Source organism: Fructilactobacillus sanfranciscensis, assembly GCF_029023685.1.
Taxonomy (GTDB): Bacteria; Bacillota; Bacilli; order Lactobacillales; family Lactobacillaceae; genus Fructilactobacillus; species Fructilactobacillus sanfranciscensis.
The window spans coordinates 502,903-519,416 of sequence record NZ_CP118925.1 but is presented as its reverse complement, the minus strand read 5'-3'; the positions used below and the strand labels follow the sequence as shown (position 1 = coordinate 519,416).

General features: G+C 35.7%; 15 protein-coding genes and 1 pseudogene. 2 read left to right on the top strand and 14 right to left on the bottom strand.

The features are described 5' to 3' along the window. Window positions 1-17: 17 nt before the first annotated feature. From PY770_RS02635 to PY770_RS02605, 7 genes are all read right to left on the bottom strand, one after another. Entirely contained in the window at window positions 18-368 is a 351-nt protein-coding gene (locus tag PY770_RS02635) for a phage holin family protein (RefSeq protein WP_103429155.1), read from the bottom strand. Window positions 369-419: 51 nt separating this feature from the next. Then, entirely contained in the window at window positions 420-1,577 is a 1,158-nt protein-coding gene (locus PY770_RS02630) for a PDZ domain-containing protein (protein WP_275046066.1), read from the bottom strand. A gap of 15 nt (window positions 1,578-1,592) precedes the next feature. Continuing rightward, window positions 1,593-2,703, bottom strand: a protein-coding gene (gene prfB, locus PY770_RS02625) for a peptide chain release factor 2 (protein ID WP_103429157.1) whose coding sequence is annotated in 2 segments (ribosomal slippage) — window positions 1,593-2,630 and window positions 2,632-2,703 — 1,110 coding nt in all. Because the reading frame shifts where the segments join, the coding sequence is not laid out codon by codon here. Between the two features lie 47 nt (window positions 2,704-2,750). Beyond that, entirely contained in the window at window positions 2,751-5,114 is a 2,364-nt protein-coding gene (gene secA / locus PY770_RS02620; protein ID WP_275046065.1) for a preprotein translocase subunit SecA, read from the bottom strand. A gap of 135 nt (window positions 5,115-5,249) precedes the next feature. Then, the gene (hpf, locus tag PY770_RS02615; protein WP_275046064.1) at window positions 5,250-5,783 is read right to left on the bottom strand and encodes a ribosome hibernation-promoting factor, HPF/YfiA family; all 534 of its coding nucleotides are present in this window, start codon (window positions 5,781-5,783) and stop codon (window positions 5,250-5,252) included. An 87-nt stretch (window positions 5,784-5,870) separates the two neighbouring features. Then, the gene (locus PY770_RS02610) at window positions 5,871-6,425 is read right to left on the bottom strand and encodes a ComF family protein (RefSeq protein WP_139562335.1); all 555 of its coding nucleotides are present in this window, start codon (window positions 6,423-6,425) and stop codon (window positions 5,871-5,873) included. A 112-nt stretch (window positions 6,426-6,537) separates the two neighbouring features. After that, window positions 6,538-7,848 (bottom strand): ATP-dependent helicase ComFA, encoded by a 1,311-nt coding sequence (locus PY770_RS02605; RefSeq protein WP_103429161.1) that lies wholly within the window; start codon window positions 7,846-7,848, stop codon window positions 6,538-6,540. A 40-nt stretch (window positions 7,849-7,888) separates the two neighbouring features. On the opposite strand from PY770_RS02605, the gene PY770_RS02600 reads away from it, so the two are divergent. Both PY770_RS02600 and PY770_RS02595 read left to right on the top strand, forming a co-directional pair. Then, window positions 7,889-8,527 (top strand): YigZ family protein, encoded by a 639-nt coding sequence (locus tag PY770_RS02600; RefSeq protein ID WP_041817652.1) that lies wholly within the window; start codon window positions 7,889-7,891, stop codon window positions 8,525-8,527. A gap of 148 nt (window positions 8,528-8,675) precedes the next feature. Beyond that, entirely contained in the window at window positions 8,676-10,418 is a 1,743-nt protein-coding gene (locus PY770_RS02595; RefSeq protein ID WP_103429163.1) for an ABC transporter ATP-binding protein, read from the top strand. A 44-nt stretch (window positions 10,419-10,462) separates the two neighbouring features. Here the strand turns inward: PY770_RS02595 and PY770_RS02590 are convergent, their stop codons facing one another. The 7 genes and pseudogenes from PY770_RS02590 to PY770_RS02560 form a co-directional block, all read right to left on the bottom strand. Next, window positions 10,463-12,301 carry an APC family permease gene (locus tag PY770_RS02590; protein ID WP_103429164.1) on the bottom strand — a complete coding sequence of 613 codons (1,839 nt, stop codon included), beginning with the start codon at window positions 12,299-12,301 and terminating at the stop codon, window positions 10,463-10,465. Window positions 12,302-12,316: 15 nt separating this feature from the next. Next, window positions 12,317-12,739: a hypothetical protein gene (locus PY770_RS02585; protein WP_275046063.1), complete on the bottom strand. Its 423-nt coding sequence runs from the start codon at window positions 12,737-12,739 to the stop codon at window positions 12,317-12,319. Window positions 12,740-12,859: 120 nt separating this feature from the next. Beyond that, entirely contained in the window at window positions 12,860-14,479 is a 1,620-nt protein-coding gene (groL, locus tag PY770_RS02580; protein ID WP_014081801.1) for a chaperonin GroEL, read from the bottom strand. A gap of 38 nt (window positions 14,480-14,517) precedes the next feature. Next, window positions 14,518-14,802 (bottom strand): co-chaperone GroES, encoded by a 285-nt coding sequence (gene groES / locus PY770_RS02575; protein ID WP_014081800.1) that lies wholly within the window; start codon window positions 14,800-14,802, stop codon window positions 14,518-14,520. 111 nt (window positions 14,803-14,913) lie between these two features. Further along, a complete protein-coding gene (locus PY770_RS02570) occupies window positions 14,914-15,216 on the bottom strand; it encodes a DUF3021 family protein (RefSeq protein WP_275046062.1) in 303 nt (100 codons plus the stop codon). Window positions 15,217-15,260: 44 nt separating this feature from the next. After that, window positions 15,261-15,686: pseudogene (locus tag PY770_RS02565) on the bottom strand (ATP-binding cassette domain-containing protein); the annotation flags it as partial. 219 nt (window positions 15,687-15,905) lie between these two features. Continuing rightward, window positions 15,906-16,490 (bottom strand): LemA family protein, encoded by a 585-nt coding sequence (locus PY770_RS02560; RefSeq protein ID WP_103429199.1) that lies wholly within the window; start codon window positions 16,488-16,490, stop codon window positions 15,906-15,908. Between the last annotated feature and the right edge of the window lie 24 nt (window positions 16,491-16,514).

Below are 16,514 nucleotides of genomic sequence, written 5' to 3'. Positions count from 1 at the left end.
AATTTAGTTTAATTTTATCACTTTTGATCCCAAAAATAGCTAGAAATCGCATAGTTACAAAGTGACATTAACAAGGAAATCACAAAAACTACCCCGAATGATGAGAAATAGAAATTGCTTCCAATGAACCAAGCAGTTAATTCCAAGATTAAAGCGTTAATAACAAAATTAAACAATCCAAACGTTAATAAATTAATTGGTAAAAATAATAAGCTTAAAATTGGTTTAATAAAAATTTCTAAAATAGTTAAAATAACTGAAGCGACAAGTGCCACCGTCCAACTTCCTAAAAAGAATTGCGCAGGAAAAAGACCCGAAAAAGCCATAAATAAAATAAAATTAAGTAAAATTCGACTAAAAAATTTCATAATTAGCTCCTAACCAATTTAATAAAAAAAGAGCCTTTTCAGGTACCCTTCTTAGTTTCTGGGAAAAGTAACAATGCCAATCTCATGAGGAGCATCTGCAAAAATAGCAGCTTCTTTCAACTCAAGGCGACCATTACGGTTTTTGATTTTCAAACGACAATAAGTGGGATTACTTTGTAACGCTTTATATAGTTGATTTTCATTACGAACTTGTTGTCCATTGACTTCTTGAATTAGATCACCAATTTTCAAATTCATTTTACTAGCCGGTGTATCATTCTTAACGCCAAGAATCCGAATCCCATCAACTGCTTGTTCAACTTGTTTATCAACTTGTTTATCAACTTTTTTATAGTGATGTAGAACTAAGAAATAACATAAACCAATCAAGAGAACTGACATTAAATCAAACATGGCATTTTTCCAAAGAAAGGCATCCAAAGTAAGTCCTAAACTTAACCAACACAATCCGCCAATTGCTTTGGTAATCTTTTTCAAAATCTTTTCTGAAGCTTGACCTAAAAATTTAAAGTTGAATCCAATTAAAATTGGTACCACTAAAATTGATAGTTTAACTCCGAAAATTTTAAAAATTGGCCAAAAAGCACTTGTACTAGTAAGTAAATTTCCAGGAACAAAGAGTATCAATGGAACAACAGTTAACTTGTCGAACAAGTATGAAGCAACCTTATTCCCCCGCACATTTTTTTGAATGATTGGTGATGTAAATGATTTAACGTTCAACTTTAAGAATAAGTATTGAAGGATCATCACAACTGTCATTAAAGCCAAAAAATCCATGTTCATTGAAGTATGTTCTGGTAAAAAATTTGAAAAATTCCAGGAAAGAATTAAGTAAAGGAATTGATCTCCAAAAAGCACTAAAATAATTATCGAAATTAGCATTACAGTAAAGGGAAACATTAATCCTGGAATTAACAAGCAAAGCGTAGCAAGACCTTCGTAAAGGAAAACCCAAGAATAGTTAACTTCAATTCCAAGCAATGATGTTAACAACGAGCCAATGATTCCTAAAACAATTAAGCCAATCATAAATGATTTGAATTCAGTATGGTTGGGATTGATTGCACTATCAAACAACTTTCTTTCCCGCGTAACTCGTCTTCGATAAATTAAATGAGTTCTAATCAAACCAAGCCAGAAAACTGGCATGATAAAGAAAAATAAAATGTTAACTGCTAATTGCATAATTTGTCACCTTTATTAGTTATTTTGTTTTAACTTCCATTGTAAGTAATCATTAATAAATGGATTCAAATCACCATCCATAACAGCTTTTCCATTAGCTGTTTCATGTCCAGTCCGGTGATCTTTAACCATTGTGTATGGATGAAAAACATAAGAACGAATCTGAGAGCCCCAACCAATCTCAAGTTGCTTTCCTTCGATTTTGGCTTTTTCTTCTGCTTTCTTCTCTTCTTCTAATTCATACAACTTAGATTTTAACATATTCATTGCAGTCACTCTATTTTGAAGTTGAGAACGTTGTGCTTGACTAGATGTTACAATTCCAGTTGGTAAATGAGTGATTCGTACTGCTGAAGATGTTTTATTAATATGCTGTCCACCTGCTCCACTAGAACGGAAAACATCAATTCGTAAATCATCAGGATTAATATCAACATTAACGTTTTCATCAAGTTCTGGCATGACATTAACGGATGCAAATGAAGTATGACGACGGCCAGCTGAATCAAATGGTGAAAGCCGCACTAACCGATGAATTCCCTTTTCTGATTTTAGATAACCATAGGCATTTTGTCCACTAACTGTAAAAGTCACACTACTAAGTCCAGCTACTTCACCAGGCTGATAATCGTCAACTTCAACTTTAAATCCGTTTTGATCAGCCCAACGCGTATACATCCGCAATAACATATCAGCCCAGTCTTCAGCTTCTGTTCCACCAGCACCCGGGTGAATTTCAACGATGGCATTATTTTTATCATACTTTCCATTCAACAAAAGATTCAATTTATAATTCTGAATGTGCTTCTCAACTTTTGCTAATGTTTCATTGAATTCTTCTTCCAATTCAGCATCATCTTCAGTCGAAATTAAAGATAGAGTGACCTCTAAATCTTCATATTCTTCTACTAATTGGTGAAAAGTATCATACTTAGCCTTTAATTCATTATTTTCATCAATTACTTTTTGTGCTTTTCTTTGATTATCCCAAAAACCAGCCTCAGCCATTTTACCTTCATTAATTGAAATTGCTTCATTCAAATGGTCTAAGTCAAAGAGACCCCCTAAAGTCATCAATGTCTTTTTTTATTTCCGCCACTTTTGCTTTTTGTTCACTTAATTCCACGATTATTCCTCCGCTCAAAAAAAGGAGAACCGTTAGTTCTCCATTTTTTATCTTTGAATATTTTGTCTAATTTCAGCTTTCATGAATAAACGAGTTACCCCGTAATCAATGTCAGCAACCATTTCTTCGAACATCCGTGATCCTTCACGTTGATATTCAACTAATGGGTTTAATTGACCGTAGCCACGAAGACCAATTGATTCACGTAATTGGTCCATTGCATCAATATGATCAGTCCAGTGAGAATCTACCACTCGTAAAATAACTACTTTTTCAAATTCAAGCACTTGAGCTGGATCTTGAAGTTCTTTTTCTTTTTCTACATATTGTTTTTCTGCTAATTCCATCAAAAATTCTTTAATTTGATCTGCAGACTTACCTTCTAACATATTCATACTAATTTCATTAGGACTAACTAATGAACTAGTGGCGAAATCAAGGATGGTTTGTAAATTCCAATTCTTTTGATCGCCTTGAGTATGTAAATCGACAATATGATCAATCGTTCGTTTAATCATAGGCATAAGCACCCACTTCAACGATTTCTTTTCTTCAATAACTCGATTACGTTCGCCATAAATCACATCACGTTGTTCTGACATGACGTTATCATACTTCAAAACGTTTTTCCGTGAATCGTAGTTATTACCTTCAACTCGTTTTTGAGCTGATTCAACTTGTTTGGTAATCATTCGACTCCGAATTACAGCATCATCATCTTCAACTTTAAGCGTCTTCAAAACATTCTTGATTCTGTCAGAACCAAAACGACGCATCAAATCATCTTCAAGTGAAAGGTAGAATTGTGAATAACCTGGATCACCTTGACGACCAGCACGTCCCCGAAGTTGATTATCAATTCTTCGTGATTCATGACGTTCAGTACCAATTACGGCTAATCCACCAACTTCAATTACGCCAGGTCCAAGTTTGATATCAGTACCACGACCAGCCATGTTGGTAGCAATCGTAACTGCACCTTTTTGACCAGCATTAGCAACAATATCCGCTTCTTTAGCATGGTTTTTAGCATTCAAAACAACATGTGGAATTTTTTCTTGATCCAAACGTTGAGAAAGGTATTCTGATGTTTCAACAGCAACCGTTCCTAACAAAATTGGTTGTCCACGATGATGTAATTCTTTGACTTTATCAATTACAGCATCAAATTTTGATTGTAAGGTTGGGTAAAGAACGTCAGATTCATCAATTCTAATAACTGGTTTGTTAGTAGGAATTGAAACAGCATTCATATTGTAAATTTCACGGAATTCTTCTTGTTCTGTCTTAGCAGTACCAGTCATTCCGGCAAGCTTACGATAACGTCTAAACAAGTTTTGGTAAGTAATGTTAGCCATTGTCTTACTTTCTTCTTGAATCGTAACGCCTTCTTTTGCTTCAAGCGCTTGGTGAAGACCATCAGAGAACCGACGACCTTCCATAATCCGTCCAGTAAAGGAATCAACGATTAAAACTTCATCATCTTTAACCACATAATCTTTATCAAGTTCCATGACATAGTTAGCCCGAAGAGCTTGATCAATATGATGAGTTAAGGCGGTGTTATCAGTATCATAAATGTTTTTTAAGTTGAAGAATTTGTCAGCTTTACGAATTCCAGTTTCCGTTAATGAAACTGTCTTAGTTTCCAAATCAACCTTATAGTCAGTTGTTGCCTTTAGAGTCTTGGCAAATTGGTCAGCTTGTTTGTACATTTCATTTGCACCATGAGCTTGTCCAGAAATAATTAATGGAGTACGAGCTTCATCAATTAAAATTGAATCAACTTCATCAACTAGCGCAAAATTCAAAGGACGTTGAACCCGGTCTTCTTCATAAACAACCATGTTGTCACGAAGGTAATCAAATCCAATTTCACTATTAGTTGAGTAAGTGATATCAGCATTATAAGCAGCCCGTTTTTCTTCTGGGCTCATATCTGATTTGTTAACCCCAACAGTTAGACCCAACCAGTTATAAAGTTGTCCCATTTGTTCGGCATCACGTTCTGAAAGGTATTCGTTAACTGTAACCACGTGTACCCCTTTACCTGAAAGAGCGTTCAAGTATACGGGCATTGTAGCTGTCAAAGTTTTTCCTTCTCCAGTCTTCATTTCGGCAATATTACCTTCATGAAGCACAATTCCACCCATTATCTGAACCTTAAAAGGCGTTAATCCAAGTACTCGATGAGCACTTTCACGGGCTACTGCAAACGCTTCTGGAAGTAAATCATCTAGTGATTCACCAGCTTGGTAGCGTTTTTGAAATTCTGCAGTTTTTGCTTGTAATTGTTCATCACTTAACTTACTGTATTGCTCTGCATAAGCACTTACACGATCAGCAATTTTTCCGAGTTGTTTAACACGACGTTTGTCGCTTTCAACCCATTTTTTTAATACATTCGCCATCTACAATTTTCTCCTAATAGTAAGCTTTTATTTTTTATTGTTAATTAGATAAATTTTATCTTAACATTTTATTGACTTAATTAAAAATTTTGATTACTAACATTAATAAAAAGAGATTTATAAAATAAATCTCCTTTATTTTTCAGTTGTAATTAATCCATAATTTTCATCTTTACGTCGATAAACAATATCAGTAGTTCCATTATCAATATCTCTAAAAATATAAAAATCATGACCAAGTAAGTCCATCCGCAAAATAGCTTCATCAGAAGTCATCTGCTTTAAAGGAACTCGTTTTTTACGTACAATTTTAAACTTGTTTTCATCAATCTTAGTATCCTTGAAAATTCCATTTTCACCATGCACCTTAGATTTTTCATTAATACGGTTTTGATACTTTTCAATTCGCTCCTTGATATGTGTAATTGCCGCAGCCACACTTTCATGGTATCCTAATCCACTAGCTTCACCACGAAGTAATAAGAAAGAAAAAATAATTGTTATTTCAGCCTTGACATTACCATTTTTAAATCCAAACAAATTAACGTGAGCCACTGCATTTACGCCTTCAGCAAAGTAAGGATCTAATTTTGCTATTTGATCCGTTACATAACTGCGAAGGTTGTCTGTAATTTCAACGTCGTCGCCTCTTAGATTATAAGATAACATTTCATCTCTCCTTTCGGCTAACATAAGTCGATTTTAATTAACCATCTAACTTCCATTATAGTTAATAAAAAGAAAAATAACAATTAATCAGCGAGCTAACGTAATACTTCGAACAGATTGGGCACCATTTTCACGCAAAAGCTGTGCTGCGTAATGTAAAGTTGTTCCAGTAGTATAGACATCATCAATTAAAACAACCTTCTGACTTTTAATCTTACTAACCAGTTTCTGATTAATTTCAAACGGTTGTTGGGCATTAATTCGTTCGTTTCTTCCCTTTTCAGATTGTGCTTGCGCTTTTGGTTTAGCAACTAAACAATCCAGAAATTCAATTTCTCCTAGCATCCCCGTCACTTGATTAAAATGACGCTGTTTCATGGTGCTTTTAGTCACTGGAATTGGAATCACGAGTTCGTCGGCGTCAATTAAGGAATTAATTCGTGTTTGAAATAAACTATGTAGGCGATAGTCACCCTTAAATTTATAACGTTCTAAATATTCTTTGATAATGCCGTGATAAAGATATAAGGCTTGATTATTTAACTGTTGTTTTTGATTTAACCACTTTTCGCAATCTTGACAGCGTTTTTGACTAGCTTGAAAACGACCACAATCAACACAGCTTTCTTCTCTGCTTGGCAATGTAAACAAACTTTCACATTTATCGCACAATGTTTTTGGAATGAACGGTTTAAAGCTTAAAATAAAATGAATTTTTAAATTTGAATTTAAGAAACCCCCACACCAACGACAATTATCCAAGGGCTTTCCCCTTTCGATTCATTTCGGCAATTTGTTTCCGGGCTTCTGCAACATTGCTTGAATAACTGCCAATGTAACAATCAACGTCTCCAGTTGGTCGACTAGCCTTCCGACCGACTCGTCCAGCAATTTGAACTAAGGACGCCACGGAAAAAACACGTTCATCTCCTCCAAAGATAATCACATCAATTCCTGGAAAGGTCACTCCCCGTTCTAAAATGGTCGTTGTAATCAAAAAGAGGACCTTTTCATCACGCATTGCTTGAACTTTTTCCATCCGTGCTTCATCTGCCGAATAAACAGTTTTCCAACATTTTTCACCATGATATTTTTTACTCAAAATTTCGTCCACAACTTGTAAATCTTTAATTCGTGGAACAAACAAGAGAAAACGTTGTTGTCGTTCAATTTTTTGTAAGACTTTAAAAATGACTTTTTGGGGGATTTTGCCAGCGTAGATTTTACGCTTCCAGTTAAAGCAAAAATGAATTTTAATTTTAGGCAATAAATGACGATGAAAACGAAGTGGTAAATAACTAACTTGGTATTGTTGGCGTAGCTTGGGACTGGGGGTCGCGGTCATTAACAATAAAGAGCCGTGCTTTTTGACCGATCGTTTAGCCGCCATTTGTAAAGAATCGTTGTTAGCATAAGGAAAGGCATCGACTTCGTCAATAATTAAAACGTCAAAAGCATCTTGAAAACGTAATAGTTGATGGGTTGTACAAATTGTCAGCTGTCGATATTGATATGGTTCTTCGCTTTTTCCATGTAATAAAATCATGCTAGTATTTGCAAATGCCGCTTGATAACGGGGATAAAGTTCGACACAAACATCTACTCTGGGAGAAGCAATTCCTACTCGTAATCCCTGTGCCAAAGCCCAGGCAATTCCCGCAAAAGAAATTTCAGTTTTACCAGCCCCAGTCACAGCCCATAATAATTTATTTTGGTGTTCTTGAAAGGTTTTCACCACTTCATCAGAACATTTTTGTTGTAACTCAGTTAGCCGACCCTTCCACGTTAAAACTGGATGAACAACTTCAAATTGATTAATTCCTGGTAAATGAACTAATTTCATAGAACTGTCTAACCGTCCAAGGTTAAAACATTGGTAACAAAAATAAGTTTCATCTGGCAATTGAGCTTCAGCTTTTTCACAATCACTGGCACATCTAGTACAATGGATAGTAGTGTGATTAATCTGGATAGCCGGTTGAAACTGTAATGCATGATTGTTTAAAATCATTTCATCACAAGCAGTATCTGGCAGTAAACGTCCAGTTATATCTAATTGATTCATTAAATCACCTCACTCTTAAATACGAATTAAGGAACTTAAAATGACAAACCAATTTTTAACCATCGCTCATAGTGGCACGCATGAATTTGAAATCAAAAAATCTAAATTTATTGCAAACGTCAAACGAGTTAATAATGAAGCAGAAGCAAAACTTTTCATCGAAGAAATTAGTGCTACGCACAAAAAAGCCAATCATAATTGTTTTGCCTATCTCATTGGGGAAAATGATAACATTCAACGAGAAAGTGATAATGGTGAACCTAGTGGAACTGCCGGAGTCCCTATTTTAGAAGTACTTAAAAATAATCAACTGCATGATACCATAATCGTTGTAACCCGTTACTTTGGTGGAATTAAACTGGGTGCCGGCGGACTGATTAGAGCTTATAGTAACTCGGCTTCTCAAGTAATTGAATCAGTCGGAATTGTGGAAAAATTATTGCAGACCCAAGTTGTGTTAACCGTTGTCTATAGTCTTAATGATAAATTACAGTATTATTTAAAAGAAAATGGTTTTCAAATTTCAAAGGTTGATTACGGTAGTGAAGTTAAAATTACCACTGCCGCACTAACTAGCGAACTTGAAAATTTTAAAACCAATATTACAAATTTATTAGCAGGAAAAGTTAATATCAAAACAAAAGATGAACGATATTTTGAAGTTCCCTACCATAAATAAACCAAAAGAAGATTAACCCAAAACGGTTAATCTTCTTTTACTATCCACTTTAATTGACAGCCACAAGTCTAATCATTAAACTTAACTCTCGTTAGTTAAATTGCTGTCATTTTTTTAAACTTAAAAAACGTTAAAAAGGGGTATGCTTATGGCTCATTCAAAAAACAAAAAGGATAATTTTAATTTTAAAAGTTTTATTAACTTAATTCGTCAAACTAAGCCAAAATATTGGCAACTTTGGGCAGGACTTGGATTAGGCTTAATTGCAACGACCGTACAATTATTAGTGCCAAAAGTCGCTCAATCAATGGTTAATAACTTCTCTAAGGGTGTAAGTGGTGTTTTAATCTCCGGTGTCATCGCCCTCTTCATCATTAGTGCTTTAGTCAACGCCTTGTCAGGAACACTCTTAGGGTTCTTTGGCGAAAACGTGGTTGCTAACTTACGAAAACTATTGTGGAATAAAATCTTACGTTTTCCCGTTAACTACTTTGATAATGTCAAAACGGGAACGTTAACCTCACGTCTGGTTAATGACTCTGATCAAATTAAAAACTTGTTATCAGTATCATTTCCTAGTTCAGTGACCTCCATTTTCCAACTCACTGGGGCATTAACCATTATGTTATTTATGGATTGGCGGATGACTTTAATTATGTTCATCGCCGTTCCGTTAGTAATGACGGTCATGCGTCCTTTGATGCGGAAAACCCGTCAAGTTGGTCGACAACGTCAAGATGAGCTCGCTGACTTTTCTGGTAAAGCAGAAGAAACTTTAAATGAAATTCGCTTGGTTAAATCTTCAAACGCCGAAAATTATGAAGCAAAAAGTGGAAATCAGATGGTCAATAACCTATTCAAAATTGGGTTAAAGGAAGCCATTTATGATTCAATCGCCAGTCCTTTAATGGGAACGGTCATGATGGCATTAATGGTCGGAGTCCTTGCGTACGGTGCTCATCGGGTTGCAACAGGAACAATGACGATTGGAACCATGTTTGCTTTTCTAATGTACCTTTTCCAAATCATCGGACCTGTTAGTATGATGGCTCGTCTCTTCACTGATTTGTCAAAAGCTAATGGAGCGACTGATCGAATTCAAGAACTTATGAGTGAACTTGAAGAAAACTTCACTGCTGGTAAAACTTATGATGTCGCTGGTAAGCCACTTCAAATGCAAAACGTTAATTTTGCTTATGAAAAGAGTCAACCAATTTTAAAAGATGTTAGTTTTACCGCCAATCCTAATTCAACGGTAGCCTTCGTTGGCCCTTCTGGAAGTGGGAAATCAACTATTTTTAGTTTGATTGAACGTTATTATCAGCCTACTTCAGGAAAAATTACTATTGGCGACATGGAAATCGATCAAATCAGTCTAGAAAATTGGCGTAAACAAATTGGATTTGTTTCCCAGGATTCAGCCATTATGGCTGGAACAATTCGCCATAATTTAACATATGGACTCAATGATAATTACACTAACGAACAACTTTGGCAAGTGCTTAAGCTGGCTTATGCGGATGGATTTGTTAAAGAAATGTCAGATGGTCTAGATACCCAAGTTGGTGAACGGGGTGTGAAGGTCTCTGGTGGTCAACGACAACGGTTAGCCATTGCAAGAGCCTTTCTACGTGATCCAAAGATTTTAATGCTTGATGAAGCAACCGCTAGCTTAGACTCTGAATCGGAAGCCATGGTACAAAAAGCTCTTGCTAAATTAATGAAGGGTCGTACTACTTTAACAATTGCCCATCGGTTAAGTACCATCGTTGATTCAGATGATATTTACTTCATTGATCATGGAAAAGTCTTAGGTCATGGAACTCATGAAGAATTGCTTAAAGAATTGCCACTCTACCAAGAATATGTTCACATTCAATTCAAACAATAAATTGCATACTAAAAGCGCTCGTCAATGTGACGGGCGCTTTTATTTTAGTCTTGTAAATGATAGTTAAACGTTGAAACAATAATGTTTTGGCGAGAGTTCAAAGCTGCTCTTAACTTCAAACCAGTTTGGTTATGAAGCACTTGTTGCCAATGATGCTTAGGCACAAATTGAGGAACTAAGACGGTTGTTGAATAATTGCGAGCATCATCTTTACGAGCCACAACATCACAGAATCGAATTACTGGACCATTAATCGAACGGTATGAAGTATGAATGTTAACAAATCGAATATCAGGATACTCTGCTTTGAATTTTTCTTCATTCTTCTTTTCGTGTTCAAGGTTAGAGTCCATTGAAACGTGAACCGCAACGACCTCATCCCCAATTGAACGGGCATAACTAAGTGCCTCACGAGTCACTTGTGTAACGTTACCAACTAATACTAAGACAGTTGATCCAACGTAGTGACGTTGTTCTTGTTTTTCAAACTTGTTCTTAACTCGAAGTTGTTTAGCAACTCGAACGTAATGAGCATGAATTCGATAAAACATAGTCAAGATTAATGGCATGATTACCAAGTATGGCCAAACGTCCTTGAAATGAAGGCCAAATAAGAAGACCACTAAACCAAGCGAAATAAATGCTCCAATAAAGTTGATGAAAATCTTTCCAGGCCAAAAACCTGTTCGTTCTCGTAACCAATGCACAATCATTCCAGATTGTGACAAAGTAAATGGCACGAAAACCCCTACCGCATAAAGTGGAATCAAAAGATTTGTTTCACCGTTAAAGACCGCAATTAAAATAATTGCCCCAATTGCTAAGGAAATAATCCCGTTAGAATAACCTAAACGGTCACCCTTATCAAGATATGCATGGGGAAGATATTTATCTTTTGCTATGTTATAAGCCAAAATTGGGAAGGCTGAGAATCCAGTATTAGCCGCAACTGCCAAAATTAAAGCCGTTGACATTTGAAGTAGGTAATAGAAAATTCCGTGACCGAACACACCAATTCCGATTTGTGATAAAACCGTATCTTTGGCACTAGGAATAATTCCCATGTAGTAACTTAAGAAAGTAATTCCTGAGAAGAATGCTGCTAAAATGATGGCCATTAAGGCTAACGTGTTAGCGGCGTTTTTACGTTTTGGCTTTTTAAAGTTAGGAACGGCATTACTAATCGCTTCAACCCCAGTTAAGGAAGCTGAACCAGATGAGAAAGCCTTGAAGAATAGCACTAAGGTCATTCCTTGAACCGAAGCATTAAGCGGTGCATAGGCGTGGTACATGATTTTACCTGTCATGATGTTATAGGCACCCAATCCAATCATGAAAATAATCATGAAAATGAATAGATACACTGGAACCACTAAGAAAGCGGCTGAATCCCGCATTCCCCGTAAGTTCAAAATCATGATGGCAATCACGATCACAATGGCAATCTGAACTTGGTAATTGTATAGGGCAGGAATCGCTGAAGTAATTGCTTCAGTTCCAGACGTCGTTGAAACCGCCACAGTCAGCATATAGTCGACTAATAGAGATCCACCAGCAACTAGTCCCGTTGCCTCACCCCAGTTGGTTCTAGCAACCACATAAGCTCCCCCACCAGATGGGTAAGCATAAATAATTTGTCTGTATGACAAAGTAATGGCAGCAAGTAAAACCAAAACTAATAAAGCAGCCCACATTTGATACATCAACGCAGCCGTTGATAAAGTAATCAACACTGCTGTAATTTGTTCAGTACCATAAGCAACTGATGATAAAGCATCAGATGACAATAATGCCAACCCTTTAAATTTTGTTAATGACTGTCCTGACTCATCAGTGCTTTTGAGCGGACGTCCGATAATCAATCTTTTTAAATATCGCCACATGAAACTTGCTCCTATTTAATAATTAATTTGTATTTTCAACATGGTGTTAATTGTACTACAAATCTTAATGAAAAAAAAAGAAAGCTCACAAATTTGCGAACTTTCCTTAAAAATTTTATATGTCACATTACTAATTATTTCTTCTAAAAAATCATATGCATAACTTTCAATTTTATTTATTTTAGTATTATCCATTGATTTTTCATCGAATTCATCAATATAGTTATTAATCTTTTCCCGTTTTTCTGGCTCTAAAACAGCTACCATACCCAAAAATACATTCATATTATATTCAATACGTTCAAGTTCATTTTCTGAATTGCTATTAGAAAAATCTTTAAATTGTATAAAATATTCATTAAGATATGGTTTACTCATAGAAAGTCCAACTTGACTATTAAGATAATTTATAACTATTAATTCAAGATTTTCAGCCATTTTATTATCAATATTTCATTTAGCATAGCTAGACTCCTCTATATCCATTAAACTAATGTACACATAGGACAAGTTATTAACGAATTTAACAATTATCTTTTACATACTAGTTACATGTTTTTACATCATTCCAGGCATTCCTTGTGGCATAGCAGGTGCAGCATTGTTTTCTTCTGGTTTTTCAGCAACGACTGCTTCAGTTGTTAATAACAATGATGAAACAGATGCAGCATTTTGAAGTGCTGAGCGACTAACCTTGGTTGGATCAACAACTCCGGCAGCAATCATATCTTCGTATTTGTCATCCGCAGCATTGTAACCAATTCCTGGTTTTTCTTGTTTCAAGTGATCAACGACCACGGCACCATCAACTCCCGCATTAGCAGCAATTTGTTTTACTGGTGCTTCTAAGGCCCGACTGACAATTTCAACTCCAGTCTTTTCATCACCAGTAGCTTCAACTGCATCAACGTCTTTAAGAATGTTGATGAATGCAGTACCACCACCGGGAACAAAGCCTTCTTCAACGGCAGCACGAGTTGCGTTCAAAGCATCTTCAATGCGGTACTTGCGTTCTTTTAATTCAGTTTCAGTAGCAGCACCAACTTTGATAACAGCAACACCACCGGCTAATTTAGCAAGGCGTTCTTGAAGTTTTTCCCGATCAAATTGTGAAGTTGTAGCAGCTAATTGAGTTTTAATTTCGTTAACTCGTTTAGCAATGGCTTCTTTGCTTCCCTTACCTTCAACAATCGTAGTCTTGTCTTTAGTAACGTTAACTTTGTTAGCTTGACCTAATTGTTCAAGGGTAGTGTCCTTTAATTCAAGACCTAAGTCATCAGTAATGACAGTTGCTCCAGTCAAAACTGCAATATCTTGTAATTGAGCTTTACGACGGTCACCAAAACCAGGTGCTTTAACAGCAACTACATTGAAGGTTCCTCTCATCTTGTTTAATACAAGGGTTGGAAGAACTTCACCACCGATATCATCGGCAATGATTAACAATGAACGACCTTGTTGCACAACTTCTTGAAGAAGTGACATGATATCTTGCATGTTGTTAATCTTTTTATCGGTTACCAAAATGTATGGATTATCAAGATCTGCTTCCATCTTTTCTTGGTCAGTTACCATGTATTGTGACATGTAACCACGGTCAAATTCCATTCCTTCAACGACATCAAGGCTGGTTTCAACCCCTTTAGAGTCTTCAATGGTAATGACTCCGTCGTTACCAACTTTTTCCATGGCATCTGCAATTAATTTACCAACTTTTTCACTGGCAGATGAAATTGATGCGATTTGAGCAATATCTTCTTTGTTTTCCACTTTGTGACTCATCTTGTGAAGCCCAGCAACGGCAGCTGCAGTTGCTTTTTCGATTCCACGACGAACACCAACTGGGTTAGCACCAGCAGTGACGTTCTTCATGCCTTCTTTAACAATTGCTTGCGTTAAAACCGTAGCAGTTGTCGTACCATCACCAGCAACATCATTAGTTTTTGATGCAACTTCAGCGACTAGTTTAGCACCCATGTTTTGGAAATGATCTGGCAATGAAATTGCACGAGCAATCGTAACCCCATCATTAGTAATGGTTGGGTTACCAGCTGTTTCTTCCAAAACGACATTCCGTCCCTTAGGACCCATTGTAGTTTTAACTGTATCTGCTAATTTGTCGACCCCTTTAAGCATTTCGCTACGGGCGTCATCAGAAAATTTAATCTCTTTAGCCATATTAATTACCTCTTATTCTTCATTAGTTGTTCTTTAGATTATTTAATAATTGCAAGTAAGTCATTTTCGTGCATTACCAAATATGATTTTTCGTCATATTCAATTTTAGTTCCGGCGTATTTATCAAACATCACAACGTCCCCTTCTTTAACTACAGGGGCAATTTTTTCACCGTTGTCTAAAATACGACCAGTTCCAACTGCAACAATCTTACCTTCTGTTGGTTTTTGTTTAGCATTTTCTGCCAAAACAATGCCACCAATATTCTTTTCTGCTTGAGCTTTAACCTCAATAATTACACGATCACCAATTGGTTGTAACATATCTAAAACCTCCAAAATTTCTTTTTTAGCACTCACAAATAAAGAGTGCTAACTTCACTTACTAATATAATACAATCTTAGCTAAATGACAAAATAAACGTCCTAAACTTTTTATTTCTGATTAAATTTATTCAGCTGTTTATTGGTTTCCTTAGCACTAGCCTTATTCCAAACAATAATTCCTAACCATACTAGAAGATAGATAACAAAAAAATTAATAACTACAATGAGTAATCCATGCCAACTATTAATCCAACCATTAACGTAGAAAGTCCCTAAAAAAATCACTGATATTAGTCCAAAATGAATTAAATAAGTTAGTCCAGCTGAAATTTTTTCATTGCCAATCATTTGTGAAATGACCCCAGTAATAATGTTAAAGCGTGTATCGGTAAAAGTTTGTGCTTGTGTCATTCTTACTAACAAATAGCAAAACGAACCGATTAATAGTCCGGTTACCTCACTTTTAATCCAGTCGTTGGTTCATCTAAAAATAAAACTTCTGGTCGATGTAATAGTGCTCTCGCAATATCAACCCGTCTGCGTTGTCCTCCCGATAAAGTTCCATATTTTTGTTTAAGAAAATTATCAATCCCAATTAAATGGGCAATTTCTAAAATATCAGCTGGGGTAACGTTTTTGTACATCTCAGCTCTTAAGTATAAATTATCTTGAACTGACAATTTGCTATCTAATACGCTATTTTGGAAAACAATCCCAATTTTAGTTCGATATTCCTTTTTAGTGGGATTAATCTTTTCTAACTGAATCGAACCGGAAGTTGGTTGTAAAAGTCCTGTCAACATTTCAATCGTTGTCGACTTTCCCGCACCGTTTGGCCCTAAAATTGTCACAAATTCACCCTTTTCAATTTGTAAATCAATCTTATCAACTGCTACTTTATTCTTGTAAACTTTGGTTAATTATTTTGCATTTAAAAAACTCATTTTTATCCCCCTTAATTGGTGTTTACAATTTAACCTAAAATAATGATTTTGTAGTCAAAAGTAAGGTATGAGGTCAAAATATCGGTTTTAGTGGTCAAAAAAATAGCTCCAAAACTAAAGAAAAACTCTAGTTTTGAAGCTATTTTCATTTAAATTTTAATTATCTAAATCAACTTTTGGTGCTTGACTAGCAGTCGGAGCACTTTGGAAAAATGGCTTAGTTTTCATCCCGGCATTATTAGCAACAATGCTACTTGGGAAAGAAACTACTTTTCGGTTATAAACTTGAACCGCATCATTGTAATCGCGACGAGTTTGACTAATTCGGTTTTCTGAACCTTCAATTTGCGTCATCAAATCATTAACATTTGATGAACTGGCCAATTCAGGATAATTTTCGTGAACAGCATTAATCAAAACTTGCGTTTGTTTGTTCAAATTATCGGCTTGTTTAACTTTATCAGCTGGGGTACTAGCATTGTCATATTGTTTTCTAGCATCCGCAATCTTCCCGAAAATCTTTTGTTCGTTCTTCATATTACCTTTAACGGCTCCTACCAATTGAGGAGTTAAATCTGCCCGTCTTTGCAATTGAACCTCAACGTTACTCCATTGTTGGTCAACATTTTGTTGTTGAACTCGCAAACTATTTTGGGTCATGATAAACCACCCACCGATTGCAATTACCAAAAAGACAATTACTCCAACAATACTTAAAGTTATTTTTGTATTTTTAGTCATATTCTTTTTCCTTTATCTATAATA